27 protein-coding genes are annotated in these 26,891 nt (G+C 53.8%); 1 reads left to right on the forward strand and 26 read right to left on the reverse strand.

Annotated elements, in window-relative coordinates; translation table 11 throughout:
• Nucleotides 1-3: 3 nt before the first annotated feature.
• The 18 genes from IPP74_12705 to dcm form a co-directional block, all read right to left on the reverse strand.
• Nucleotides 4-3,726 carry a glycoside hydrolase TIM-barrel-like domain-containing protein gene (locus IPP74_12705; protein MBL0320128.1) on the reverse strand — a complete coding sequence of 1,241 codons (3,723 nt, stop codon included), beginning with the start codon at nucleotides 3,724-3,726 and terminating at the stop codon, nucleotides 4-6.
• Nucleotides 3,714-4,154, reverse strand: a complete 441-nt coding sequence (locus IPP74_12710; protein ID MBL0320129.1) for a C40 family peptidase — start codon at nucleotides 4,152-4,154, stop codon at nucleotides 3,714-3,716. Before IPP74_12710 ends, IPP74_12705 begins: the two co-directional genes overlap by 13 nt.
• A complete protein-coding gene (locus tag IPP74_12715) occupies nucleotides 4,151-5,011 on the reverse strand; it encodes a DUF2163 domain-containing protein (protein MBL0320130.1) in 861 nt (286 codons plus the stop codon). The genes IPP74_12710 and IPP74_12715 overlap by 4 nt, the downstream gene beginning before the upstream one ends.
• Nucleotides 5,008-5,610, reverse strand: coding sequence for a DUF2460 domain-containing protein (locus tag IPP74_12720; protein ID MBL0320131.1), 603 nt, complete (start codon nucleotides 5,608-5,610; stop codon nucleotides 5,008-5,010). The genes IPP74_12715 and IPP74_12720 overlap by 4 nt, the downstream gene beginning before the upstream one ends.
• On the reverse strand, nucleotides 5,610-6,506 hold the full coding sequence (locus IPP74_12725) for a hypothetical protein (GenBank protein MBL0320132.1): 897 nt from the start codon (nucleotides 6,504-6,506) through the stop codon (nucleotides 5,610-5,612). Before IPP74_12725 ends, IPP74_12720 begins: the two co-directional genes overlap by 1 nt.
• A gap of 28 nt (nucleotides 6,507-6,534) precedes the next feature.
• Nucleotides 6,535-7,809 (reverse strand): phage tail length tape measure family protein, encoded by a 1,275-nt coding sequence (locus tag IPP74_12730; protein ID MBL0320133.1) that lies wholly within the window; start codon nucleotides 7,807-7,809, stop codon nucleotides 6,535-6,537.
• 234 nt (nucleotides 7,810-8,043) lie between these two features.
• Nucleotides 8,044-8,565, reverse strand: a complete 522-nt coding sequence (locus tag IPP74_12735; GenBank protein ID MBL0320134.1) for a hypothetical protein — start codon at nucleotides 8,563-8,565, stop codon at nucleotides 8,044-8,046.
• A 9-nt stretch (nucleotides 8,566-8,574) separates the two neighbouring features.
• Nucleotides 8,575-9,849 carry a hypothetical protein gene (locus IPP74_12740; protein ID MBL0320135.1) on the reverse strand — a complete coding sequence of 425 codons (1,275 nt, stop codon included), beginning with the start codon at nucleotides 9,847-9,849 and terminating at the stop codon, nucleotides 8,575-8,577.
• Nucleotides 9,850-9,872: 23 nt separating this feature from the next.
• Nucleotides 9,873-10,310, reverse strand: coding sequence for an acyl-CoA transferase (locus tag IPP74_12745; GenBank protein MBL0320136.1), 438 nt, complete (start codon nucleotides 10,308-10,310; stop codon nucleotides 9,873-9,875).
• Nucleotides 10,294-10,959 (reverse strand): hypothetical protein, encoded by a 666-nt coding sequence (locus IPP74_12750; GenBank protein MBL0320137.1) that lies wholly within the window; start codon nucleotides 10,957-10,959, stop codon nucleotides 10,294-10,296. The genes IPP74_12745 and IPP74_12750 overlap by 17 nt, the downstream gene beginning before the upstream one ends.
• Entirely contained in the window at nucleotides 10,949-11,260 is a 312-nt protein-coding gene (locus tag IPP74_12755; protein ID MBL0320138.1) for a hypothetical protein, read from the reverse strand. The genes IPP74_12750 and IPP74_12755 overlap by 11 nt, the downstream gene beginning before the upstream one ends.
• Nucleotides 11,260-11,595, reverse strand: coding sequence for a DUF2190 family protein (locus IPP74_12760; GenBank protein MBL0320139.1), 336 nt, complete (start codon nucleotides 11,593-11,595; stop codon nucleotides 11,260-11,262). Before IPP74_12760 ends, IPP74_12755 begins: the two co-directional genes overlap by 1 nt.
• 72 nt (nucleotides 11,596-11,667) lie before the next feature.
• Nucleotides 11,668-13,692: a Mu-like prophage major head subunit gpT family protein gene (locus IPP74_12765; GenBank protein ID MBL0320140.1), complete on the reverse strand. Its 2,025-nt coding sequence runs from the start codon at nucleotides 13,690-13,692 to the stop codon at nucleotides 11,668-11,670.
• Entirely contained in the window at nucleotides 13,664-15,184 is a 1,521-nt protein-coding gene (locus tag IPP74_12770) for a phage portal protein (protein ID MBL0320141.1), read from the reverse strand. Before IPP74_12770 ends, IPP74_12765 begins: the two co-directional genes overlap by 29 nt.
• Before the next feature lies 1 nt (nucleotide 15,185).
• Complete coding sequence (locus IPP74_12775; protein ID MBL0320142.1) at nucleotides 15,186-15,389, reverse strand: hypothetical protein; 204 nt, start codon at nucleotides 15,387-15,389, stop codon at nucleotides 15,186-15,188.
• 2 nt (nucleotides 15,390-15,391) lie between these two features.
• Nucleotides 15,392-17,236: a phage terminase large subunit family protein gene (locus IPP74_12780; GenBank protein ID MBL0320143.1), complete on the reverse strand. Its 1,845-nt coding sequence runs from the start codon at nucleotides 17,234-17,236 to the stop codon at nucleotides 15,392-15,394.
• On the reverse strand, nucleotides 17,127-17,687 hold the full coding sequence (locus IPP74_12785) for a terminase small subunit, Nu1 (GenBank protein MBL0320144.1): 561 nt from the start codon (nucleotides 17,685-17,687) through the stop codon (nucleotides 17,127-17,129). The genes IPP74_12780 and IPP74_12785 overlap by 110 nt, the downstream gene beginning before the upstream one ends.
• The gene (dcm, locus tag IPP74_12790; GenBank protein ID MBL0320145.1) at nucleotides 17,641-18,624 is read right to left on the reverse strand and encodes a DNA (cytosine-5-)-methyltransferase; all 984 of its coding nucleotides are present in this window, start codon (nucleotides 18,622-18,624) and stop codon (nucleotides 17,641-17,643) included. The genes IPP74_12785 and dcm overlap by 47 nt, the downstream gene beginning before the upstream one ends.
• 110 nt (nucleotides 18,625-18,734) lie before the next feature.
• On the opposite strand from dcm, the gene IPP74_12795 reads away from it, so the two are divergent.
• Nucleotides 18,735-19,208 (forward strand): DUF3489 domain-containing protein, encoded by a 474-nt coding sequence (locus tag IPP74_12795; protein MBL0320146.1) that lies wholly within the window; start codon nucleotides 18,735-18,737, stop codon nucleotides 19,206-19,208.
• On the opposite strand, the gene IPP74_12800 is transcribed toward IPP74_12795, so the two are convergent.
• From IPP74_12800 to IPP74_12835, 8 genes are all read right to left on the reverse strand, one after another.
• On the reverse strand, nucleotides 19,205-20,455 hold the full coding sequence (locus tag IPP74_12800) for a ParB N-terminal domain-containing protein (protein ID MBL0320147.1): 1,251 nt from the start codon (nucleotides 20,453-20,455) through the stop codon (nucleotides 19,205-19,207). The genes IPP74_12795 and IPP74_12800 overlap by 4 nt on opposite strands.
• Nucleotides 20,456-20,739: 284 nt before the next feature.
• Nucleotides 20,740-21,123 (reverse strand): helix-turn-helix domain-containing protein, encoded by a 384-nt coding sequence (locus IPP74_12805; GenBank protein ID MBL0320148.1) that lies wholly within the window; start codon nucleotides 21,121-21,123, stop codon nucleotides 20,740-20,742.
• Nucleotides 21,113-21,349: a hypothetical protein gene (locus IPP74_12810; protein ID MBL0320149.1), complete on the reverse strand. Its 237-nt coding sequence runs from the start codon at nucleotides 21,347-21,349 to the stop codon at nucleotides 21,113-21,115. The genes IPP74_12805 and IPP74_12810 overlap by 11 nt, the downstream gene beginning before the upstream one ends.
• Nucleotides 21,350-21,387: 38 nt before the next feature.
• On the reverse strand, nucleotides 21,388-21,870 hold the full coding sequence (locus tag IPP74_12815) for a hypothetical protein (protein ID MBL0320150.1): 483 nt from the start codon (nucleotides 21,868-21,870) through the stop codon (nucleotides 21,388-21,390).
• A gap of 286 nt (nucleotides 21,871-22,156) precedes the next feature.
• Nucleotides 22,157-24,304: an AAA family ATPase gene (locus IPP74_12820; protein ID MBL0320151.1), complete on the reverse strand. Its 2,148-nt coding sequence runs from the start codon at nucleotides 24,302-24,304 to the stop codon at nucleotides 22,157-22,159.
• A complete protein-coding gene (locus tag IPP74_12825; protein MBL0320152.1) occupies nucleotides 24,301-25,035 on the reverse strand; it encodes a PD-(D/E)XK nuclease family protein in 735 nt (244 codons plus the stop codon). The genes IPP74_12820 and IPP74_12825 overlap by 4 nt, the downstream gene beginning before the upstream one ends.
• Nucleotides 25,035-25,229, reverse strand: a complete 195-nt coding sequence (locus tag IPP74_12830) for a hypothetical protein (GenBank protein ID MBL0320153.1) — start codon at nucleotides 25,227-25,229, stop codon at nucleotides 25,035-25,037. Before IPP74_12830 ends, IPP74_12825 begins: the two co-directional genes overlap by 1 nt.
• Entirely contained in the window at nucleotides 25,226-26,881 is a 1,656-nt protein-coding gene (locus IPP74_12835) for a DEAD/DEAH box helicase (protein ID MBL0320154.1), read from the reverse strand. Before IPP74_12835 ends, IPP74_12830 begins: the two co-directional genes overlap by 4 nt.
• Nucleotides 26,882-26,891: the final 10 nt, after the last annotated feature.

Genomic DNA, 26,891 nt, shown 5'->3' on the forward strand with positions numbered 1-26,891 from the left:
GTTTTAGATGGTGGCTATGCCTGCATTGCCACGCCCAACCGCTGCGGAAAGTTGATAGACTTTCACGCTGACGCTGCTTTGTGCCGAACCGAAGTCCGTCACCTGCTGCGCGGCGGTGTAGATGGTTGTGGGCGATGTCAGGCCAGTAATCGTGCGCTTCAGCGTTACGCCTTGCATGATTTCTACCTCGTAGCGTTCTGATTCCTCGGAGAGCGGAATGTCCACTGCATCCCGCCAATCGCCACCGATCCGTGTGCGCCGCTTCCAGTTGATGGTGAGATCACCACCTGTGTTGCGGCTACCCACGATATGCACGGGCTCATAGGGCTTTAAGGCTCTTGCCGCATAGGTAAAGTCCTGCGCGGTTGTTGCCCCAAGCGTAGAGCCTATCGTTACGGGCTTGTACTTCTTGCTAATGCTCCAGCCAGAAGAAGCCATAAGCTCACGCGCCAGAGCGTTTGTCAGCATGATAAACCGTTCACCTGCTACATGACCGCTGACCGCCCATTCCGTTCCAAGCCGCCCACGCAGCAGGTTTGAGAGGCGGTATTTGTTGGTATCAAGCAATGTGGCGGTTTGGAACTGAATCACCTCATCGCCGATGACGCATACATTCGCGCCATTCAGCACGGCAATGTCGGTCACGCTTTGCAGCTGGCCAAAGGTTAAAAGCACATCGATGGTGGTGCTATTATCCCAGGTGTAAATCGTCCCTGCGGGAATGATATTCAGCACCGCGCCGATGGTTGCCTGCGCCGTAAGCGTTTGCATCAGCGCATAGTTTGAGCCACCATCATCCGAGCGGTAAACCGCCGAACCTGTCCAGTCGCCACCCAAGCCCACCACGCCGTAGCGCAGATAAGCATCCGTCACCGCATCCGTTGGGAACGCTGGCAGATCAAGCAGTTCCAGCCGTGTGGCGGAAATGCTCGTTGGTGGCTGTAAGTTCGGTGTGCCAGTGCCAGCGGGATTATAGAAATCATAGCTGCTGACATCCTCCGCAACCGCCATGATTTCCTGCATCCCATTCCGCACCAGCTTGGTGGAATTGATCCGCATGACATAGGCTGCTCCGTCCTTTGTAACGGTAATCACATCGGTTGGCTCAAGCAGCGCATATTTCGGCGGCACAGTGAATTGATACTGCACACGTCCCACCCAGGCATTGTAAAGGGTGACATCGGCCACCACTTTTGCTTCCTGATCCGAAAGTACAATCGGTAGGTTGACCGTGGCGTAATCCACCGCTTTGACGGTTTGCCGCTGTGAGGACTGCGTGCCAGCCTGATAATCCGCCGTGCGATTCAGATAAATCACATCCACCTGGCGTGGCAATTCCAGTTCCTGCGTGCGGGTAATGCTAAAAGTGTTGATCGCATCATCACCTGGCACCAGTTCGGTAAAGTCCACCGTGGTGTTGGAAACCTTGCCGCGCTTGATGAATTTCAACAAGCCGTCCGATTCCACCATGTCAAAGAAGTAAGCGGTCGACAGTTGTTCAAGGCAAGCACGCACCGTTTGGCGGTTCGTAATGATGAAGCCAGAAACAATATCTGTCAGGCGGCTGGTGTCATACATCGTCGTATCGTAGCCAACCTTCTTCAGCAGATCGGCAACGATCTGGCCGAGGTTTGACAGCCCCAGCTTGCCTTGCACCCAATGCCCTGTTTTCCAGTTACTGCCGTCCGCCCACACCGAGCCGAGGTCGGGGAAGAACGGAAACGGCCGTGCGTCCCACGTCCAGATAAACTTGCGTGGAATAAAATTAGCATCCAGTACGTTTTGTGCATCCAAATAATCGATGGATGCATCAAGCGCAGTGCGTTGCGCCAGAAAATCCACCCGCCCACGCGAACCTCGAGGGTAGAAACTCTCCACTGAGTCAGGATCAACAAACACGTTCGGCTGGTTCGAACAGCCGTCCACCGAAGGGAAACCAAGCTCCGAGAACCACACAGGCTTCATTTTGGCAGTCCATGCCGTGCCACTGGCATCGGGATTGGTATGGGTGCTGTTCCACCAGTGCTGCACATTCTTCCAGGCATAGGTTGAGCCTGAATAGAAGGTTTGAGTGGTGCGCGTGCCGTCCCAGTAATAATCCCAGCCTTCGTCCTGCGTCCAGCCGTCATAAACCGCCTGATAGTCGATCTGCGATTGCGGTAGATCTGGCGTGAGCGGAAAATAGCAATCAATCGCCACCGCATCGATGTTGGAATCCGACCATAGCGGATCGAGATTATACCAGCCGTTTACCGAGTGATATTCGCTCCAATCGCCGCCATACATCACTTTCACGCCTGCGCCGACAGCAGATTTCACCGTGGCGGCAAGGCTTTTAAGCTGCGTCACCGCTGGGAACACACCCGTCGGATTCATGTATTGCGTCAGACCGATCAACTCTGAACCGATCATGAAAGCATCGATGTTGTTCTTCAGCAGCACGCCGCCAACATTGAGGTTGGCATAATGTGTGATGAACCCATTGTAGCCATTGGTGCGCGTGAAGAAGTTATTTGCATCCGCTATGGTGGTAGCCGTAATCCTGCCGCGCCATGGCTTGCTTTGTGGCGTGATAGTATCCACTTGCACCATCGGATAAAACAACACGTTATAACCACGCGCCTTTAACTCCTGGCATAGCCGCACAATGCTTTTATCGGTCGGCGTTCCACCGTAAGTGGGAGTGCCGTCTGGGAACGTCAGAATCTCGTGTGCAGTCGTGCGTGTAAAGCTGCCGACCGCCCAATCATCGGGCGCAACACGCGCTCCTTGACCGTCAAACTCCACCGCAGGCTTAATGATACTCACAGCGGGATCGACGGAGTCGGAAAACCAGTTCACCACTACCGACACCCATTCCACATTCGGGAGATTGGCTTTCAGGTTATCAAGAGCCACCAGCATATCGGCTTTGTTATTCAGATTGTTCAGGTTCATCTTGGTAACTTTTCCGCCCTGAACGAAGTTGCCTGAAACATCCTGCTGTCCGCTGGTTTTTTCCTGCACCACCGTGTCATATACAAATTCGCCAGCACCAGGGATAATGGTGATGTCTTTAATCTTGTCCTCAAGGTCGAAGGGTTTCTTCAGCGTGCGGCGCACCTCAAAGGTAAAGTTCGGAATGCGGTTGCCAAAATCCCCTAGAGGGAAATCCTTAATCACCACATAGGACATGCCGCGATAGGCTGGCGTTTGCCCAGCCGTATAGAACGATGAGATATAGGTATCAGGCAGTTGCGTTTCGTCACCCAGATAAAGCGTGTAGCTGCCTTGGGTTAAATCCAACTGTTTGCTATCCGCCCATACGCGCACCACTTCACTGATTGCACCCTCGCAAATAGCCACTGCCAGTGAAGCCGTGTAGGTGTAGCTGGTCGTAGTGGTTTCCACGCCACCACCTCCGCCGCCACCTTTACCACCGCCAGAGGATTGCGTGCTGGTAGTCACATGCTCCTGAATCGGGCGTGACCAGATGACGTTTCCTGCAATACGGGCATTGCCGTAAACGACAGGGATTGCCTTGCCATAGGTGGAAGCCTGCACCATTAAATCGGTCAGGCGTGAGCCTTCCTGATTGATGCGTGCCTTGCCACCGCCGAAAATAGCACGGTCAACGAACCCACCCAGAAATCCGCCCGCACCACCAGCTACGGCGGCAAAGAATGTGCCTGCGCCGAGTGATGTGGCGGCGGAACTGGCCGCAGCTGCTAAAACTATTGCTGCCATCTGAATACCTTCACGAGTCTTGATTTCCAGTCATCATCAAGGCGATGCTCCACCACACGCCGCGCCTGCGCGTAGCAATGGATCATGCCAATCGTGCCTTCGTAATCCGTTAGGAGTGCCATGTGCTGCGGGTTATCGCGCACGGTGAACAAAGCCAGATCTCCAGCTTGGGCTTCTGTAAACGGCACTTCTTCCAGCAAGGCAGTGAGCTTTTGCGTAAGATATGCGCCGTCAGGCTCTCTGGAATAGGTAACCTCGTCATAGGCAGCGAGGGGCTGACCATGCGTATCCTTTAAGCCGAGTTCATCCACCACGCCTACAATGAGGCCGAGGCAGTCACAGCCTTTGCCTTTAAGTCGCGCCTGATGGTGAAACGGCGTGCCAAGCCATGTACGAGCTTGGATTACGATGTCCTGTGAATGTGTCATACGCTTTGTAAATCATTGGATGTTGCTGAGGTGGCGAGCATCTTGTCCATACCTGGGACGTAAGGCTCACCGCGAAAATTGACGGCGTTATTGAATTTTGCCACGCAAGTGGCGATGGTTTTATCGCAGCCAGCGATGGCGTTGAAGGTGTCGCCCACCGTTACGTTGTTTGGCATCGGCAGCACCAATGTGAATTGCTTGTTCGAGAACTCTTTGATCTCCATGCGCCGCCCAGCGTTTGCACCAGTCAGCCACACGATTTCCCCACTGGAAAAATATCCCGCCGCCTGCACCATGGAATTACTGATAAAGACCTGACGGCTGGTGATGGTGTTGACCGTTCCGCCCACCGTGTAGCTGGCAAGATTGGCTTTGCAGCGCGTATCACCGAACACAGCGCGGCATGTGGGGCTGTAAAGTTCAACGATGTTCTGCTGTAATTTCTGTGCCAGACCACGCACTTCGGCAACGAACTGTCCATTCTTCAAACTCACTTCACCAAGCCACCCACGGCGGTGCGTGATTGATCCTTGCGAGAGATCAGTGACATTCACCATGAAGATTTCAATTTCGGCAAAGTCATATTTGCCTGCCATGATGTCAGCTTCGGTGATTGCCGCAGCGTCGAGGATTCCTGCCACGTCCAGATTATCGACGCTGAATTTATCCTTGGTTTCAACGCTGGTGGGTGAAAAACCCGTCGCGGCTTTATAAAGCTGGCTGCTAAAAGTCAGATCATCGGTGTGATCGGTGAATCCCATCACCGTGCCGCTGGTCAAAGTCAGTTTCCAGCAAACAGCAAGGCTGGTAACTTCACCCGCCAGATGCGCGGCCATATTACTTGAGGCGGTTCTCATAAGCGTATCTCCACAATTGGAATTGCATCCCAGACAAAAATGCCTGGGCCGTCTGCACGCACAGCCAGCGTGTCGGTGTCGAAGCGCACTGGCACATCGAAATCAAAATCCGCGCTCACAATCACACCCGCACCAGGCGCGGCAGAGAAAGTGACAATCCCAGTGGTGAGATCAACGCTGAATCCTGCGCCTTGAAGCACGGCGTTCAGGTAGATTTTTACTGTGCCAGTGACGGGTTTCTTAATGTCGCGGCTGTAGCTGTAAGCACCGCTGGTATAAGTTTTTGTCAGCTGAAAGGCTGTTTGCGTGCCATTCCCTGTGCCGAGCGTTTGCCCCACCGCTTGGTAATCGCTCCAGTCCTTGAAGCGGAAGCCATAGGCTTTGCCGAATCGTGCGCGGAAGAACGCCTGCAGGATGTCCATATCGGTCTTGGTTTTAATACCAGTCGATACGTCCCAGCGACCACGCGCTTTCTGCCAGTTGACGTTGCGCTGCTCGAATCCTGAGAAGGTGGTGGTAATGCTGGTGTTAAACTCCGCGCCACCCGATGCGCCATAAGCGACTTTGGGTGGAAACTGTACTTCATGAAATGTGGGCATTATCCGTTCCTCGATTTATGCCGCCCCAACTGGGTCGCCAGCTTGCTCATGATCTGCCCTTGGGAATCCATGAAGCTCTGCGCGTTTGGAGTGGTGATATTAAAGGTGATATTGTTGCCGCCCATTTTGCTGTTTCGTGGCAGCACGGTTTCGCCCTTTTGCAAAATGGCGGGGAACTCGTCAGGCATCAGTCCGTTATGAAAGCGTGGCGCACCTGCAAACAGATGCGAAGGCACAGCGCGGCGGGCAACGCTGGATGCGCCGACCACACCACCATCATGGAACAGGCTACCGAAGATGCTGCCGAAAATATCGCCGCCACTGCCTTTGACAAAATCACCCAGCGCACCTGCGATGGGGCCAGTGACCTGCTGACGGATGAACATCCGCAAAATATCCTGCTCGATGGACTGCACGAGGTCGCCCAGTTTCTTGAACGAAAACTCACCCGTGGTAACCATATCCACCAGCGTATCTTCCACCTTGCTAGCAGCGCTGCCGAACAAATCCTCGGCGTTTTTGGCGGCATTGGTGGCTTCATCCGCATAGCGTTTGAGAGCACGGCTTGCGCCGTCCTCCCATTTATCGCTATCGAGCAATGACTTGTCGTAAATTTCCTTCAGCTTCACCGAATAGATCTGTTCGATCTTGTCGATATATTGCTGATTGGCTTCGCTCGCGCCGCCAAGGTTTTCAATCAGCTTGGTTTTCCACTCGTCCAGTGCCTGCTTGGCAACGTCATAGGAAGGCTTGGTTCGCAATATTCCGCGATTGATTTCCTCAATTGCACGGGCGCGTTTTTCCTCGCTATCATCCTTTGTGGCAACGGAAGACTTAGCCGTTGATTTATTTGCATCGGCCAGTTTTGCCTTGGTGGAGGCATTAAGCGCAGCCAATGCTTCTTTTGCGGCATCGCTGTTGGTATCACCCTTTGTTCAGAGCTACGATCTGCTTGCGGCGTTCCTCGGCATCACGCAGGATTTTCTGCTGCGCGGTGAGTGTTACGTCCTCATATTCTTTCAGATATTTCTTCTGAAGCTCAAGCAGCTGGTTGTTGCGCCGCTCGGCCGCAGCTTTTTCAGCGGCGGTGCGGGCGTTCTGTATTTCTTCATCCGCCTTCTTCTGTTCGGCGGCAAGTTCCTCATTAATCTTTTGCAGTTCGCGTTTTTTCTGCTCAAGCACTGGCGCACTGCCAAGCACGAACTGATCCACCTTCGTGCCAAAGCTATCCTTTAGGCTGCTGATTTCTTCTTCAAGTTCGCTTTTGCGCTGCTCGCGTGTTGGATTAATCGCTTCCTGCAAGCCGCGCACCGCTTTGGTGAGCAAGTTCAGGCTGACTTGAGCCGCGCCTGATTCACTGATGGTTCTGCCAAACGATTCCAGCAAATCGTCCCATGCATCACCCAATGTGTCAGCAGCACCCGTTAATCCCTGTGCCTGTGCTTCTGCCAGCCCTTTGGTTTTGGATTCCAGATGCTCAAGGATGACTGCCTGGGCAGAAGCGACATCCCCCAGCTTAACGAAGTTGTCGATTGCTTCCTTCTGTGCGGGCGATAGGTCACTGAATTTCCGCGCCAGTCTGCCAAGCCCTTCTTCTGGGGCTTCCAGTGCCTTACCCAGCATATCAGCGGCAGACGGTAAATCCGTTCCCAGACGCACTGCCAGATCGGCTGATAGTTTCAGTGCGCGGGTAAAAGTTTCACCCGCTACATTCTGAAAAGATGTAAGAGAAGCTGCGGCTTGCTGTATCGCTTCCTTCTTGAATAAGGTGTTGCCTTCAACGGCTTCACCGAGCGCAGTAATTTCTTTCGCCGTAACGCCAGCAGAAAAATCAGTGGCATTGAGTGCGGCGTTTAGTTGGTTAAGTGCCTGTTCCGCTTCTTTGAACTCTCTAATGCCGCCCGCAACCGCCAAGCCCAGCGCACCAATCGCTGCCGCAGCCGCCAGCCCAACAGGGCCAAGACGAGTAAGGCTTGCTCCCAGAGAACCCGTGCCGCCAGCAAGATTCTCCATGCCGTAGCGCACTTGCTCACCAACGACATTCACCGCTGCCAGTGATTTCGTGGCAGGCGCAGTGGCTTCCTTAATTTTGGCAAGCGCACGCTGTCCCGCTTCACCAGTGAGCGTTAATTCACGGCGTACCTTATCGCCGTCAACGACCGCTATCCTGATCGAAATGTTCTGAGTTGCTGTTGCCATGGTTACGGATTGCCTCTCGTAACCCTGCCTCGGCATAGTCGAGCAGAAGCAAGAGTGCTCGCGGCTCGTAGCCAAGCACCTGGGTCACGCTTAAAATGGTTGGAATGTCGAACCCTGCGATTTTGCCGCTGGGATAAAGTTTCAGTTGCCCACTGCACCGCAGGATGATTTCCCACGTTTCAAACCCTTCATGGGTGGTGGGTTCATGCTGGATGTAGGGGCAGAGTTCGCCCGTTAGCTGGCTTTTTTCACCTTTACTGCACGGGAGTTCTTCGTCATGGCATCCTTTGCAATATCCAGACCCGCCGCCGAAGTGCCAGCTGCTGCGAGCCCTGATGCGTTTCCCTCGGCTTCCAATAGCGAAAGGGACGCTGTGTATTGTTTCCAGAACTCCTGCGCCACAAACCAGATGTCCATCAGATCATTTACGGTCTGATGATTTACTGGAGACACTGTATCGCCAACACTCCCAAGCACGCCTTGCCATTCAATGACTGCGCCACACGCAAGGGCTTTAATCAGCATGGATTCCGAAAGCCCGAGGCGGGTGAGTTCGTCATCCACATCAGGCAGATCACTGACATCTGCGCCAACATCGAAGCGGGATTTACGTTCCTGCCGCCAGTCGGTGATCTGCTTGATCACGGATGACTGCGCCGCGCTCATTATTGCGGTGGAAAGCGGGCGCACCTTGACCTTCACCCCTGCGGGTAAATCCAGCCAGTACGGTTCTTTTTTGAGATTTAATCTGAGCATAACTTCTCCTTATGGGTAAGTGGTGATGTCGTTTTTCAGAACGACAGTGACGGATTTTGTGAGAGAGTCGTCGAACACGCCTTGCCAGTTGAAGCTGGCTTGCACGCCGCCTGGTCCCGACACAGGAATGCGCGGTCGCGGCAAATACACTTCGTGGAATGTCCAGGTGAGCGAGAAGTTATTTCCGTCCAGCCCAGCCAGCTTGTAGGCAAGCTCCAGTTCAATCGCGGTGTTATTGATTGCATCATCCACCAGCGTGGTATCGGCAAAGCGCACATCAATGCTGCCATTGACGGAGATCGTTGTAGGATCAACGCCTTCGATCAGTGCGTCATTACGAATGGTAGGCACGGCTTGCATACCGTTGGAGTAAGTAAATTGCGCTCCTGTGATATTGGCAAGCGCAGTGCCATTGCGTTTGATTGAGCCGTTAAACTGGCTGAATGGCTTGTACACTCGGCTTGTCGGTGTGCCGCCTTGCGTGGATGCAAAGCGTGTTTCGCCCTGGGCAATGATATTCAGCGTGGCATTAGCAGAGCCAGACCGCTGAAAATTCATCGCCATGCTATTGAGCATGCATCCCGTATGCACAAAATAGGCTGGCACATTGGCATGGCCGATTTCCGCCGCAAAGGACGGAAGGCTGGCTGCGCCACTGATAAAGGTGTGGGTATAACCACCGCCTGAGAGCGTTGCGCCGCTTGCCACGCCGTTGGCATTGCCAGAAGCCAGTGTGAAGCTGTTACCGCCGCCGCCAACTGCGTCATGCACGATATTCAGTTTCGTGCCACCGCCGTTAGAATAAGTGGCAGGCGTAATGCTGGCATTCACCGAAGCATTAAGGTCGGTTGCCAACTGCGTAAGCGTAGCAGCCAAACTGCCGCCAATATTGGTTTGTGTTCCCGTCGCACCGCTGGCAACGAACGTCCACACTATACCGTTAATGGTGATGGTATGTCCTGCACTGGGGTTGACGGTGAAGGTGATGTCACCCGTCGCAGCAACGCCAGCAGATACAGGGTTGCCAAGCAGAAGCTGTAACCAGCGACCAAAGTCGCGGCCTTCCACGGGGATGACCAGATTGCCTTCATCGTTGATCACATCGCGGAAAGGTGCGCGTGGTTCGCGTCCTTGCCCCAGCAGATCGGATGAAATCAGATTTTGTTCTGCGCTTAAATCCGAGGATACAAACGCGAATTTTTCCCAGTTACCAGCGGGCTTAAGCCCATAGGTTACTTCTTTCAAGGCAAGCAGAGTTGCTGCCGAGCCATAAGATCGAGCCATAAATATTACTCCTGTTAGGTTGATTAATTGAGCGGGTCAGTCGTGAAGAAGCGCACCATGATCAGCACCGTGGCGGTGCGGATGCTGGCTGCTCCCTCAATGGATTCTTCCTGAAAATCGGGTGATCGCGCCTCGATCCACTCCGCCAGCCCGTCGAGCGTGCGATTGGCATTGATAACACCGCCGATACTGACGAGCAGAGCATCCAGTGTGCTGTCCCTGATCGCGGGATCGGGGTTTTGCACCATGATTTCTGCCGTTACCAGATGCTCATAAATATAGGTGAGCGGTGAGAGCAGCACTTCAGGTTCTTCGCCACCACCATCGCGCAGGATGATAATGCCACCCGATGTGATCTTCTGCGGTTTATCCAGATTGCGGTAAACCTTGACGGTTGCGCTTTCCAGAGCGTTCATTTTGGTATTCAGGCGATCTAATATCTGTTCACGTTTGCTGGTCATTTCCTTTATCCTGCGGCCAATGTTTCAAAATGGTTTGTGGCAACTGAGGTTCCCACCGATTGACCACAGCCTTGTAATCAAGCCGTTTTCTGAGCTTCACCTGTGGGACGAGGAAGAACATCACCACTGTGGCCAGCCCTCGACCTGTTTTCAGTGCGGATTCACTGGCTTTGCGGAAGCCGCCGCGCTTGCCCGTGCCAGCCCGCAATCCGTCAACCACCAGCAGTGATATTTTCCCAGGGCGATAGACAAATCGCAGCCGCCCCAATGAATGTTCAGGAAAGTTCGACGGGGTGATGCGTTTTCCACCGACACCACGCTTCGGAGCGGCTTCGGTGGGGATTGCCAGAAAGAAACCGTCTTTGCTTTTAATCAGCGTGCCTTCATCAAAGGCGCGGATTAGCTTCGGTGCTTTGGAAAACACCCAGCCAGCAGCATCAATCGATTTCTTACCCTTGGGATAGAGCTTGGCTTGCCAGCTTTTCGCCAGCTTACTACCAAGCCCAGCACCCGCGACTTGTCCGCGCAGATCATTTTTAATGCGATCCGTGATCTCCGCTACGCCAGCAGTAACAGCGGTTTCCGCCGCAATCTTCTGCTGCTCCATGAATTTATGGAGATCTCCCTTAATCGCTGCTTCAAGACGCATAGCAATCCACCTGCCATAACAGCCGCTCACTATCGCGCCGAGGTTCGCCCTGCGCGGTGTAAGCAATCGTATCAATGATAAACTGGTCGCCCTGGCATATTGCGGGACAGTCAGTGACCTGCACCTCAAGCACCAGGCTTGGGGTTTCAATCACCGACTGTCCGACATTTTGATACACATCAGGCGCACGGGTAATCACACGCACTGGCTTTGATACACCCACCTGCGGAATGAAAGTGGCATCAACCGCAAGATTTCTATCGTTGAACAGTGCTTGTATCGCTGTGTTAAAAACGCTCATTAGCTGATGAACGCTGAGTTAAGGCGCACATTACCCACCGTGTCGCCAGAAAGAGCAGCGGCTTGCGCCACGCCGATCAGTTTGTTGGTGGCAACCGTGGTGGTGCAGTTACGTGCGGCGTTATCCCAGTAGATCAGCGCACCGACTGTCCATGCCGCACCTGTTGCTTTGGTCAGCGTGAACACACCGTCAGTGACTGCTTCTACTTCGGTGCTGATAGCAGCATCACCCGATGCCACACCGAAAATTGAACCAACCAGCAAGCCTTGACCAGAAGTCAGGGCATACGGGGCGATAAGGGTAAGGGTTTTACCCTCCATAACGAAAGTCTTCATAGGATTCTCCTTTGAGTTAGATACAAAAAAAGCGGCTCAAAGCCGCTCGTGGTTAGGTAGTCAGGGGTAGGATTATGCGCCTGGGTTTTTCCAGAAACCGCGCCAGTCAATTGCCTTAGCAGCAAAGTCCAGACGCGCTTTCAGTTCAACGCCATCCACATCGAAGCCAACACGGCTTTCGAGGTAAACGCCTTCCTGTCCTTCGAGATACGCATACTCAATGGTATCGATCTGGGCAGGATCAGCGGCGAGATACCAGGAAATCGCCGAAGCAGCATCAAGGCGAGGCTCCGCAATAACCTGCAGCTTGTTGGCAAACGGATTATAATCGGTGTTCTTGGTGTAGACGATGTTCGTCTGGGTCACGAATTGCTCGGCCACCGTTTCAATGGCAGCAGGCACTATCAGATACTTGGCCATGACGTTGATAAAGCGTCCGTTCAAGCCTTTCTGTTTACGCATGCCCGCACGCGCATCTCCAAGTGTTGCCACGCTGATGACTGCGCCAGCACCCGCAAGGTTGCCATGGGTGGCATGGAACAGTGCCACACCATCACCCATGTTCGGGTTGCTGGTAATAATGCCCCACACCGTATCGCTTTCGAGGTCGGCAGCAGCGCGGCCGAACATCTCTGGCAAACGGGTGAATGCACCCAGATCATCATTGATGATGGTTTGGCGCGTAACAGCCACGACCTTGCCGTAGGTGGCAAGCGCGTATTGTTCACGAGCCTCACTGACAGTGCCACGCTTGAACTCACCAGACTCATTTACCTTCTCGAGCGTAGGTGCATCACCCAACTGTGTGCGGGCGATGGTTTTGAAATCTGGATTCGTAGTTTGACGTGAAAAGCCTTTGAAGGTCTGGGGAGCAGCTTCGTAAGCGGCACGCAGCGTTTTATTGGCTACGTTTGCCAGAATCAAAGGGAAATCACTGGTGGAATGAAACCCACCGCGCATTTCCAGTCCCAGCATGCTACCAGCCACTTCCGACTTGGAAAGACCGCGAGAGCGAATGCCCCTGCGTTCCAGCAAGTCACGCCCCATTTCCATGAGGGTCATGCCACGATACTCGCGTGCACCATCATCCAGCTTGTAGGTTTTTGGATCATGGCGGTGAAGCAATGCATTTTCCACCATGGCACGCGCTGAGTCCATCTCGTCACGCACGATGGAAATCTGCGGGCGGATTTCTCCGTTTTCGCCACTTTTGCGTGCCAATTCATCCAGCACCAATTTACGGGCTTGAGGAATGGCAGTGCCGTCACTTACCAATTTATGGGCAAATGTGTCGGGCAGCATGGCAGAGCGGGTGATCTTGGTGATCTCCGCTGCACGCTGGCGTTCAAGGCGAGCACCTTCCGCACGCGCTTCTTCAGTCGATGCGGGTGTAGCAGGTTGCGGGTCTGCTGCTGGGGGATTCGCAGCAGGAGGGGTTTCCGTTTGCGGGGTTGCAGGAGTATCCTGCTCCTGCGGTTTGTTGTCGATATCGGTCATAAGTCTTAACTCCTTAAAAGGTTGAGGATTGATAATCTCACACGGAAATGTATGAGGGTTGGAACGAATGCCAGCACCAGCATCCGCACCGATGGGAACAAGTGATATTTCGTAAGGCTCCCAGTCGACGGCACGGTAAAGCGGTACTGTGCCTTCACTGCGTATGACCTCGTATCGGTGGACACGATAGCCAACGCTGACATTCCGGATGATGCCATCCCGAATTTTTCGAATAACGGATTCATTCTCCGCGCCGCCGTCGATTTTCAGGCTGGCATAGCCAAGCCCGTTTTCGATGCGTGCGCTGCCGCCCATCACCACACCCTTGATATTTTCAAGGGTAAAATCCGAGTGGGTATCAAGGACGGGGGCTGCTCCTGAGTTCAATCTTCCGAGCCGTAGAGCGGTGGGACTCACCACCAGTTCCTCGTCGTAGGATTCATCCGCCATGAAATTGTAACGGCGAACGATTGCACCAGTCGTGAAGATCACGTTGAATACGCGATCCTCCGTTTCCGCCTGTTGTTCTTCAAAACTTGCCAACCGTGTTTGTAGCGGCAGGTCTTTACGCTCAATCTTTGGAATTTTTGCTGCTGTCATTGGTTTGTACTCCTGAATTTTCTGTTTGCACCATCCCGCTCTTGGCTGTGTTGCGTGGGTCGGAATCAAGGATCACGCCCAGATCATCGAGTTGCTTGTTGGTTGCGGCGATTTCTTGAAGCTGCTTGTCTGGGTCAAAGCCCTGACGCGCGATGGCTTCTTTCTGCGTCAATGTGCCGTTGCGTATCATCAAGGTGTCGGCTTGCGCGTCTTTAATCGGATCGATCATCTCGAATTTGGGCGGTGTCCAGCTAACGGCATAGTCAGCTTTACTGATCACGCCTGCCACCAGCGCACGGTCAATGAACCGCCGCCACACAGGAGCGCATAATTTAGGAATCAGCACCTGCCAGCGGATCATTTCTACGGTGCGGCGGAATTCTAGCAATCCTGCGCGGAGGCTGCTGTAATTGACCTGCGACAAGTCGCCTGTCAGCTGCTCATATGTAATGCCAAGCCCTGCGGCGATAGCGTGAAGCTGCACGCGCTCGTAGGATTCATAGTTCCCGTCGCTGCTGGGATTGCCAAAGCGGACATCCTCACCAGGTTGGAGATATTCAATCATGCCAGGGCGGAACTCCTCAATTTTCTGAGGTTCACCGCCAGCGGTATTACCTTTGCGTGCTACGTTGCCAACAATAGGGCCGTCCGCGCCGTTGTTTTGAACAACGAAGGCGGCAAAGCAGGCTTCAATCTTTTTGCGCCATAATTCTGCATCATCGTACCCGTCGAGATCACGCAATCGCACCATGGAAGGAGCGAAGGCAGTCACACCGCGATATTGACCAGGACGCAGCTTGCGGAAGATGTGTAAAATCTGATCCGCTGGCACACGCACGCTTTGAAAACTGGTTTTGCCAACAATGCTTTCGCCTGGGTGCTGCGGCCACATCCAGTAGGCAACACGGCGGTTCTGGCTGTCAAACTCAATGCCTTGGCGAATGACGTTACCGTTTTCGCCCGTAGTGGTTTTTGCCGTATCGAGGAAATCTGCTTCCAACACCTGCAACTGCATAGGCACGCGCATGGTTTTGCTAAAACCGATGTCACGAAAGCGGATAAAGCACTCGCCGCTTTCAAACATGGCACGCGCAGCAAGAGACTGAATGCCCTCAAAGTCGAGGTCGCCGTCAGCATCGCAGAACTGACACCAATCGCGCCATGCATCCATGATCTGCTTATTCAGCCGATCCGAATCTGTGGTTGCCTGTGCGGTAATACCTGTGCCGATGGCATTGCCAACGAACACCTCAATGGCTTTATTGCCGTAGCAATTATTCCGCACCAGATCGCGTGATCGCTCGCGCAGGCGATTGCCCGCGCCACCGATTTCCGCATTGGCGGATGTGCCGCTGGTGACCCAGTCATCAATCCGTCTGCCAGTTTTTGCGCCCTCATAGCCACGCGCGAGAACGTCTATGGCAATACGGGCTTGCTTACGCTTGAAGGCGGATTGAGGCGAAAACACCCCTATGATGTCATCTAACCACATATCAATCCTTCACAAATGATGCGAAGCTGGCGCGGCTTGGCTTTGATTGCGCGTCAGCATTCAGTTGATTGCGGATGACATCACGCAGCTTGATCATCTCGTCGAGCGAGTGGTAGCGCACGGACTTGTCGCCTGTGCGTACCTCAAGCGTGCCAGAGGCGATTGCCGCTTCCAGCGCGTCCAGTTGTGTTTGTGTGAATGCCATATTTATCTCGATAGCCAGTTGTCCATGCGCGGTATCCACTGCGCCTGGGGTTTTGAATTTGATGTGTCAGTCGTTTCTGGTTCTGGCGCAGCGTGCTGCGTTCTCTCCAGATTGTCGGCCAGTTGCACCAGGTCAGGATTCAAAAGTTTGAACGCCGCCAGCGCATATACCGTGCAGTCAAGCACCTCGTTGCGACTGCGGATTTTAATCCACTCGCGCCGAGCCACGCCTTTGGTAAAGCGGGTAACTTGCTTTTCCCCCGTCAACTGCAGGAAATATTCACGGTCGCGTTCGAGCGGGAAATGGAAGTATCCAATCCCTGGCTCGGTGATACGCAAGCGGCTGTAAATCACTTCCTTGGCGGTATCCGTTCCAATCGGGTAAAGCCTCAGCTTGTAGCGATTGTTTCTGCTCGGTCTGCCCACCAGCGGTTTTGCCATCTGGTTAATACCTTTGACGGCAAACACACCGCGCACGGCACGCGCACCGCAAAACTCGTAGACAGCTTGTGTATGATGTCCGCCTGAGTCCACGCACACGCAGGCGATATTAAGATTCACGCCTGTTTTGCTGCGGATGGGCTTCAGCAGATAGCTATCCAACTCACGCCACACTGAATCCTGTGCGGGATCGCCGTAAAAAATACGGTAATCCAGTGACCAGCATTCTTCGCCAATACCCCAGCCTTTGACCTCGATCTCCAATCGGTCGCCTTGCACGTCGACACCAGCGGTGACAAGCACCACCTGTTCGGGCGCATCCGATCCCCAGCTTTCCTTGCGGTTCAGCAGGACATCGGCCTCAATCGTTTCGCCTTCTTCTTCCCATGGCTCGCCAAGGGAAGTGTTCACCCAGGTTTTGAGCGTTTCTGGCAAGGCTTTCGCCCGCAGAAAATCCGTCACGGTCTGGGCAAACGTCACCCACGGGCTGTAAAGCTCGTTGATGTGAAAACCCGCAATATCCGTGAGCGGCTGCTCTGCCACCCAGCGACCCGCTTTCAGCATGGCGTGCCGATCGCTATCAACGATGATGCAACCGTTATGCTCGCAGACATAATGGGCGGTTTCTGGCTTGTGGCCATTATCTCCGCTGTCCCATTTCACTTGGCCCCATTTCAGCGTCTGGTATTCGCCGCATTGTGGGCATGGCACATGAAAGTGCCGCTGATCACTCTGCTCGAATGCCGCCTCAATGCGGCTTGCCCCCTTAATGGTGGGGGTGGAGGTAAGCAGCAGCTTACGATTCCAGAAAGTCGTCGTGCGTTTTTTCGCAAGGCTGACAGGGTCACCTTCCGTACCTGCCGAAGCAGGATAACGATCCACTTCATCGCATAGCACCAGCCTGATAGGACGGCTCGCCAGTGATGCTGGCGAATTTGCGCCCGCCATGGTGATGTGACCACCAGGGAAGCGTTTGTGCAGAAGCGTGTTTCCGCTATCGCGCGTGCGCGGGTCTTTCACCAGGCCACGCAACACATCCGTGTCACGCAGCATCGGTGCGAAACGGTCTTTGCTCCATGCTTCCGCCATTTCAAGCGTAGGCTGGAGCAGTAGTATCGGCGACGGGTCTAGATGAACGTGGTAGCCGATGATATTGTTAATAACTTCAGTCTTGCCGATCTGGGCAGAGGACATAATCACCACGGTTTCCACCCGTGGATCACATAATGCGTCCATGATCTCGCGCTGATAGGGAGCGCGGTTCGTATTCCATCTGCCAGGTTCTGCGCTGGCTTCGCTACTCAGTTGCCGATGGCTGTCCGCCCACTGGCTCACCGTCATGTTCGGCGGCGGTGCTGCCAATTTCGCTATCTTGGAAATCAGGATTGCTGATTGTGTCTGGGTCATAGAGGGATAACTCGGTTAATGCTTCATGCACCAGCTCCCTCAGGCCACTTTCGATTTCATGAAACTCCTTGAGTCCTATGGCTAGATGCGCTCCGCGCGTTGGTAGAACGAGCATGCGGGAACGGAACGCCACCACCAGCCCAGCCCATTGCGCCTCCACTTCATTGGAGGGGATCAGTTCGCTTTTAAGCGTTTTCACCTCCAGTTCGGTTTTGTCGGCCTGTGCTTTCAGCAATCTTGCCCGCTCCTGGTGAGCATCGACGTGGATGACTTCTTTGCCGAAGGCGCGATCCTGCAAAAAGGCGATGTATCCGCGCACGCATGCGACAAGGTCGTATTTGCCGCGCTCAGCTTTTGGGATGACACCATCGCTTGCCAGTTGTTGCACCCGCCGTTCGGTCAGGTTAAACAGTTTCGCAATCGTGCTGACGGGATAGGTTGGTGTGGACATAGGTTTTTTCGTATTCGTTAATGCTGAAGGCAATCATCTCTGGGATGATCGGCACAACTGCGTTGCCAAGGCTGCAAAGCCGTTCTTTGCGGCTTCCGCCTTCTGTCCAGCCGATAGGAAAACCCATCAGCCATTCCACCCAGTCAGGGTTTAAGCCATTATCCTTTAATCGTGAGATTTCTGGTTCATTTCCCCACCATGGATTTCCTCCAAGGCTACGCAGCAGGCTAACTTGTGACGGCTGAAGGATTTGCCCTCGCGGGCGAGCATCTCCAGTGAGATTGCTGTGTCCTTCCAATCCCGCGCGCACGGTGTCGGCCAGAATTTCACATACCGAGCCAGACCCAGGCTGCCCCCGATGCCATTCTTCGTATATTTTCGAATCGAACCGCTCTTGGTCACCTTGAATGTATCGTTTTTCCCGAATATCTCGCCCACCGTTGCATCGCTCGCGGTTGGGGTAGGCAATAATCCAGATTCGGTCGCGTCTGTGAGGTGCGCCAAGGGCGGAAGCTGGTACGCAATGCCATTCCGCATCATACCCGATCTGCCATAAATCCGTGAGGACGGTAACAAGTCCACTAGATCGCAGGTTTGCCACGTTCTCGATAATTGCATAGCGCGGTTTCAGTTCGTTGATTAATCGTGCGTATTCTTTCCAAAGTCCCGAGCGACTGCCTGTGATTCCAGCTTTCTTGCCCGCCACGGAGATGTCCTGGCAGGGAAAACCACCACAGATAATGTCGACGGAATCTGGCGCAGAAGTCGCGTTTAAGTTCCTAATGTCCGAGATAATCGGCGTATTCGGCCAGTGTTTCGCCAATACACGCTGACATGACGGCTCTATCTCGCAAAAGCCGATGGTATGCCAGCCCGCCCGCTCAAATCCGAGGGAAAACCCCCCAATTCCAGAGAACAGGTCTAGCACGTTTAACATATTCAAAAATCATCACTATTTCTGCTTATTCAAGTTGATAAGCGTGTTTTTCCAAGCATTCATGTCGGTGTCCCGCGGGGCATTAAACACCAACAAAAAGGAGCCTACCCATGACCGAATTAAGCAAAACCCAGCAGACCATCCTCGAACAAGCAGCGGCTGCGCCCGAGAATTGCATCCGCAATTTCATGAGCCACATACCGACCGCCGCGCAGACGAAAGTCATCGATGCGCTGCTCAAGAAGGGATGCGTGAAGCGCAAAACCCAATTCCATCCCAGTGAGCCAAACGGCAAAGAGGTGCTTTACCTCATCACCGACGAGGGGTTCGCTGCCATCGGCAAAACACCGAGCGCGGCACAGCCAGAGGAACAATCGCCCCCTGAAAAACCGAAGCGCGTTTCCAAACAATCCACCATGCTCGACATGCTGCGCCAAGGCACAACCATCCAAGCCATTATGGATGTCACCAGCTGGCAGAAGCACACGGTGCATGGCTCAATGGCGAACCTTAAGAAAAAACTGGGACTCACCATCGCCAGCGATAAAGCTGAGAGCGGTGAGCGTATCTACCGAATTGCCTAAGCCTCTGCGCCAAGGCGTTCCGCTTGAAGGTCAGCAAATAGCTGGCCTTCTTCGTTGGTCGCTTTTTTGCCAGTAAAATCTTCCCAGCGTTTCATAATCACATCGCAATATTTCGGGTCGAGTTCGATAAGCCGTGCGGCGCGGTTAATTTTCTCACACGCAATCAGCGTCGAGCCTGAGCCGCCGAAACAATCCAGCACCGTGTCACGGGTTTTGCTGGAATTTTCAATGGCACGCTGCACCAGCTCCACTGGTTTCATGGTGGGGTGCAGGTCATTGGTGCGTGGCTTATTGAAAAACCACACATCGCCCTGGTCACGCGCTCCGCACCAGAAATGCTTATTGCCTTCTGGCCAGCCATAAAGAATCGGCTCGTACTGCCGTTGATAATCAGCGCGACCGAGCGTGAATGTATTTTTCGCCCAGATGATGAAGGTTGACCAGTGTCCACCGCCTTCACGGAAGGCTTTTTGCAGCGTATCCAATTCGGATGACGACATGCAGATGTATAGCGCACCTTTGCAATGCGTAACGGCATTGGTGCATGCGGCAAGCAGGAAGCCGTAGAAATCATCACCCAGATTATCATTCATAATCTTGCGGCCAGCTTTTGCGCCGCCCTTGGCACGCATCTTATCTTTGGCGGTATCGCCATAATTCACGTTGTAAGGTGGGTCGGTAAAGACCATGTCTACAGGGTTGCCGCCAAGCAGCCGAGCATAAGCATCAGGGCTTGTAGCATCTCCGCAGAGCAGACGGTGTTCACCCAGTACCCATACATCGCCCAGGCGTGAGGTGGCAGTTTCAGGTGCTTCAGGTATCGCGTCATCATCGGTTAATCCTTCCAGAGCCGCATCATTAAACAAGGCTTCCAGTTCGTCAGCGTCGAAGCCTGTTAATCCGAGGTCAAAATTTGAATCTTTCAATTCGCCAAGTTCGATGGCGAGCAGTTCATTGTCCCATTCCGCTTCTTCATGGGTGCGGTTGTCTGCGAGGCGGTAGGCTTTCACCTGTGCCTCGGTTAATCCTTCCGCCACATGGACGGGGACTTTTTCCAACCCCAGTTGCTGGGCGGCAAGCAGGCGTGTGTGACCGACGATCACCACCATGTTGCTGTCCACCACAATCGGTTGCCGCCATCCGAATTCACGGATGCTGGCTGCGACCTTGGCGACTGCTGCCTGGTTGTTCCTTGGATTACGCGCATAGGGAATTACGCGCTCGATTGCTGTAAGCGAAACGTGCATATTTCGGTTCTACTTTTAAGTTAATGGCGTTTTTTCAGGGCTTTGCTTTGCCCGTTAGCGAAACGAAATCGCTATTTTTATTCTGTCGCTGGCGAAATCCTGCGCCTCGCGCCCCCGCATAGGACTTCGCGCGGAAGTACCTAAGCCGTGGGGGGCCTGTGTGAGCTTGACGTTGAGGGGGATTTTGTGAGGTCGTGTGTTGCACGCACCTCTCGCGATTATGTGTGTCATCATGCCAGAAAATGTTGCAAATGTAGAGAACAAAAGTGTTGCAACACTTTCCATCAACGATCCTGCGCGTTTAAGCGTGTTGCAATCTTGGTGCAAGCAATCACCCACTTGCGCCACGCAGTTGAACGGTCGCACCCAAACTCCCAGCAGATAGTTTTCCACCGCACACGCGCAGCACGCTTCCATATCAGCTTACGCTCCTCCACCTCAATCCACTGCATCCACTCAAACGTCTGCTCAAGACGTGAGATAGCGTCAGGCATGGCACGCAGCCGGATGGGGAACGCTTCCTGAAACATCAGTTCGTTCGGCGTATGCACCACCTCAGGCCATACGTTGAAGTATCCCTTCACCTTAACAGGAGGCAGGCGTTTGAGTGTTGCAATCGCTTCCTCAAAATGATCCGCGACCTTTTCGTGTGTCCATTTATCTCCCATAGACACCTCCTTGCGTAATCTCAGCAAGCACGGCAGCGTAACCAGCAATGTCGGTAATGCTGTCGAGGTGGTGTGGTGTGTGATGCAGGCGTGCCAGCTTCAGATCAATCAGGCACAGAACAACAGCGGCAGGGCTGACTTCCACGCCAAGCGTAATCGACCAGCGTTTTGCCACCTCGTTAAACATTTCGGTGGAGTCGCCGTATTGTGCGCGGCGATCTTCCACGATCTGCAAGGCGTGTTTGAGTAAGTTTTCTCCTTTCATTATTTCCTCCCTTGGTCATGTTGTTCGATGGCAAAATGCAACAGCGCGAGCGCGTCAGCCTCGTTGTCGTCCTCGGGTTTGTGACCGAGGGCTTGCACGGCAGCGATCACCTGATCCTTGCTGGCGTTGCCTTTGCTGGTAATGAAGCGTTTGATTGTGCCGACTGGCACGCCCTCGTAGGGAATGCTGTGGTGTTCGCACCAGGCAGTAAGCTGCGCGAGGAAGCCGCCGTAAGCGTGGGCAGCATCAACACCGATGTGACGGCGCACTTCTTCAAAATAGACAGCGTCAATGCGTCCAGAAACATTGCGGGTTTCATTGAGCCAGCGTTCAAAACGCAGGTAACGCATGCCACCGCCTTCAAAGCGGCGTGGCTTGAAACTTGCCGTGCCACTGACGATGCGACCGTATTCGTTGCAGATTGCCCAGCCTGTGGATGTGCCAAGGTCAAGGCTGAGTAGGATTGGTTTGGGGTTGGTCATAGAGCCTCCTGTTGGGTTAATGCTGTGCATCCCTCCAACCCACGACACATGTGAGCGGCGAACTCCCCAGAGGGGGTTACGCACACATTTATGTGTGGGAGGGAGATGACAAACTGGGGTGAGAGAAAAACTGTTGCGTTTGCTAGGGTTTGCGCCAGTTGACCCAGTTTGCGCTTCAGTTTGACGTGTCCAACTGGAATCGCTCTCAAAGCATTGAAAATGCTGGATTCCAGTTTGCGGCAGTTTGACAGTTTGCGGGTCAACTGCATCAGTTTGACGGTCTGTTTCATTCGCTTGCCCCCTCGTGGTAAATCCACACTTCGGGGTCTTCGACAGGCATCAGACCGCCGTCCGAAGGGGAGCGGAAATGCGTTGGAAGAAGGCGTTTGAAAATGGTGGTGATCTCACCCGTGACAGGATCAACGTCAGTTTTGTCAGTCGGCGTTTCCATGCCTTCAACACATAAAAAACCGTTGCGCGAACGTGCCGCACCTTCCTTCACAAACTTGATATAGCCTTTGGAAGTCAGCACTTCGATGCGATCACGGATCGAATGTCTGCCACCCAGTTCCGCCTTGTGTTCCCACACCTGACAAAACATGCTGCTGGTGTAGAGTTCGCCTTTGCGAGCCTCATCAAAGATGATTTCCAAGATTTTATCGTGCTTCCTGCGGCGTTCCGCATCGAGCTTTTGGCCGTAATCCTTGTTCACCAGCCGCGCGGATTCGAGTTCCAGTTCGCGCCATCTGCCGTCAATCTTGTCGACGTATTTGTTTTCCAGTCCTTCGCCATTGCGGAGCTCAAACATCAATTGCTTGATGCTGCGGCTCTCGTCGGGACGGAACATGATGATGCCCGTGGTGTAGAAACTCCGCAGGCTTCCTGCGCCGCTCAAGCCTTGAAACGGATCTTCTTCCAGCAGTTTTTTGGTGATTTTCTTGGTGTGGTGGGCAAGGATAACGCCAGCATTCGGGTTGATGCGGTGGCGTACGCCCTCAATGCGATCCTGCAAGAAAGCAAGCATCGCGCTGTTGTCGTTCTCGCTGCCTGATTTACCGCCGTCATAGACGTTACGCAGCGGATCAATCACGATCACATCCACCTCGGACGGAACAAAATGCCCGAGGATGGTATCGACCATTTTTTCAACGCCGCCTTCATCAAGCAGCATCCGCACTTGCGGCGTGACCACCAGATTGTCGCGCACGAGCGGCATCAAGTTTGGGTCAATGTTCAGCTTTTTCAGCCGCTCACGCAGGTAAAAATAACCAATCTCCGCTTGCAGATAGAAAATCTTGAGCGGTCGCGCGGGTGTCATGCCAAGGAACGATATCCCTGCTGCCATGTAAGCCAGCCAGCAGATCAGCAGATCGCTTTTGCCAACCTTCGGTGCGCCGCCAAGTACCAGCAATCCACCAGGCGTGAGTATGCGCGGCGCGACAATATCGGACGGCATGGGAGTATCGTCATCCAGATAATGCCCGACCGAAAATGCAGGAATAGCCGTAGTGGGGGCGACAGTGGCGCGAGTGGCGGATACCAGAAATGCGCCGATGTCCATGCCTTCAAGCACAGCGTCAGCCGCATCCCATTTCTCAGGTTTGCCATTGGGGACGGCAAGCACTGCCAGCGAAGCAACGCCGAGTGTCTTGAGGCGAGCCGCTATGCTTTCCGCATATTTGAACCCTGGCTCGTCGTGATCAGGCCAAATGATCACATGCTTACCTGCCAAAGGTGACCAGTCAGTTTTGTCAGTTGGTGCGTTTGCCCCATTCATGGCGGTGGTGGCGCACACACCAGCATCGATTAATGCCTGCGCGGCTTTTTCACCTTCAACCAGCACAACGGCATTTGCAGCCTTGATGCCTGGTTGATTGTAGAGCGGCCTGATTTCGGGAGCGCGGTTGCGGCGTGTCTTTACATCCCATGGGCGGAACTGCTTGCCGCTCGGCGGATCATAACGGTAAACGCAGGCGATCAGATTGCCATCCGCATCCTGATAGTCCCATTTGCCCGTAACAGGGCCAAGGTCTTCCGTTTCAGCCGATAGCACATGCTTTGGAACAGGCTTGCACGGACTGCCCAGCCATTCATGAATTGCGCTTATGACATCGGGGAACTGGCTGCGCGTGTCTTTGCCATGCACGCCAGCCCAGAGAGCGATGATGTCGCCACCTTCACCCGTCGCAAAATCATGCCACTGACCAGCTTTCGTGCCGTTCAGTTCAACAACGAGGCTGTCGCCTTTGTTGCCATGAATATCACCAACATGAAACTTTCCGTTCCTGATGACGCCAGCTGGCAATAGGTAATGCAAAGCCTCGCGTAGCCTGCCGAGAAGCAGTGATTTAATCTCATCAACTGAGATGGTTGCTTCTTCTTTGGGTGTGGTTTGGGTGCGTGCATCGTTAAAATCTTTCCAGTCATGACTCATGCATTCCCCTCCCAACACCGCTGTCGGTAGGAGCAGAATCGGCATTCGTAATATTCAGGGTCGGCGGTGAAGCGCGGCATCAACTCGCCAGTTTCCGTGGCACGCAGAATCATCACAGCGCGATCACTTGCTGCCTGCGCGGTGGCAGCATCAAACGGTACGAGCTCGTGATAAATCTCGGCGGTGTCTTTATTGACGGCGGTAAACAGCGCGGGATTGCGTGAAATACCCGAAACCGTGCCTTCCATATATGCCTCGGCATAGACGGGCTTGGATTTCGCCACACCATTTTTGACGGTGTCCTTCCATGACTTAGCATTCATGGATTTGCACTCCCACAACATCGGGAAGCTCAAACCCAATTCCTCGGGCGCACCATTGATAATGCCGTCGACATGGCCACGGATGCGGCCGCCAGCAACAGAGAAACCAAAGGCTTCACCGTTTTGCTTTCGTGTGAATAATTGCAGACCAGCGGCTTGAAGCCATTTGATCGCCATATCTTCAAAGGCGTGACCAGCGGCAAAAATACGCAGCGTTTGCCCAGAGAAATCTTCATCCTTCGGCGTATGCGTATATTCGTATTGAAGCGCACGCTGGCAGGAAACGCCAAGCCGTGACGCGCCCATATAGTCGCGCTCGGGTTTGGTTTTCTGTTCTGCCACCAACGCCGCATCAATCAGCGTGTTGAGTGTTTCGGTAAAGGTGGGTCTGTGATTAAAATCTAACATCAGAACGGCACCTCCGAGCTACCCTCGCGCATGCGATCCTGATAAGCTGTGACCACCACTTCGATGATGGTAAGCACCTCATGCTTCGTCATTTCCGCGAAAGAACGGTGCATGCCAATCTCGGCGACATATTCGCCAAGTGGCTTCAACGCTGCTGCCATGCAGTCTTTTTCAAAATCGGTCGGGTCAATCATGCTGCCCTCCCGCGAATCGCGTTCTGAATAGCTTGCTGGTTAAAGCGCATGGTCATCAGTGCCGAGGCGCGATAGCGCGTCAGGCCGTAATCGTTGCGGTGCTCTGGTAGCCAGTGAAGCTGCTTTTCCGTTGCTGGCTGGTGCAGCCATGAACGGGTTTTGTGAGCCGTGTCCTCGCTTTCAAAGAGGTTGAGGTAATCATCCGCTGAGGCGAAACACACAATGCGTTCCCCCGAAGCCAGCAATTTCGGCTGCTCATTCTTGCGACCGCCAACGGCGTGCCAGTCACCATCTTTAATAAACACACCAGCCCAGGCGTTGAAACCCGTCGCCACGAAGTAGCGGTCGTCATTATTCAGGTCGCACCACAAGAAACTGGAACGCTTCAACAGGTCGATTTCCGTCATCACGAAATCGTTGCTGCCCAACGTCTTGGAAGTGTTCGCACTTTCCCATACATAGCCGCACAGCGCACATTCTCTGGTGGCAATGGGAACGGATGCGCCACATTCAGGGCAATCCTTATAAGGCGCGTCACCATCCTGATTGTGATCATCCAGATCAACTTCCTGCTCAAGCGCACCGTGAATCAGACTTGCCGTGCCAAAATCCAGCACGATGCAGTCTTTTTTCACCACGCCTGGATGCTCATTGGGATCAATCGTGCGGAGGCCGCGACCGATCATCTGCACCATGGTGGATTTGTAAGAGCTTGGACGCAGCAACACCACACAGGCAGTGGGCGGGAAATCCCAGCCTTCGGTCAGTACCGCCACATTAACAATCACTTGCGCTTCGCCCGAGGTGTAAGCGGCGATGGTATTATTGCGTTCGGTTTCTGACATATCGCCATGCACGAACACGGCAGGCACGCCAGCGGCGTTAAAACTCGCCGCCACATCCTGTGCATGTTTGACGGTAGAGCAGAACACCACGGTTTTGCGATCACCCGCTTTTTCCTGCCAGTGTTTCACTACCGCATCGTTAATCGGCACAGTGTTCATGATATTGGCAACCGCGCCCATATCGTAATCAAGTGCGGTTTTGCGGACTTTGCTCAGTTCGTCGCGCACACCCACATCCATCACGAAAGTGCGTGGTGGAACGAGGTGACCAGAGGCGATCAGTTCCTTAACGGTGATCTGATCAGCCACATTGCTGAAAATAGGACGCAAGCCCAGCTTATCGCCACGGTTCGGCGTAGCGGTCATACCCAGCAGCTTGACGGCGGGGTTGACCTTCTGGGCGTGTTCAATCACGCGCAGATAGCTGTCAGCCCGTGCGTGGTGCGCTTCATCAATTACCAGCGCGTCCAGCACCGGCATGGTGGCGAGGTTGCTTTCCCGCGACAGGGTCTGCACCATGGCAAATGTCACATCGCCATGCCACGTCTTGATAGAAGCGTTATAAACGCTGGTGCTGAGGTGTGGATTCACGCGCTTGAATTTGGTCTGGTTTTGAACCGTCAATTCATCGCGGTGCGCCAACACGCACGCCTTGCTGATATCGTCTTTGAACAAGTCACCGAGCACCGCTGAAAGCATAATGGTCTTGCCGGCACCCGTCGGGGCAACGGCCAGCGTGTTTCCATGCTCTTTCAGGGCTGCTACCGTGTTGGCGACAAGCTCTTTCTGTCTGGGTCTCAGTAACATTCTGCCACCC

The sequence above is a fragment of the Alphaproteobacteria bacterium genome (genome assembly GCA_016722515.1).
Classification (GTDB): domain Bacteria; phylum Pseudomonadota; class Alphaproteobacteria; order Rickettsiales; family JADKJE01; genus JADKJE01.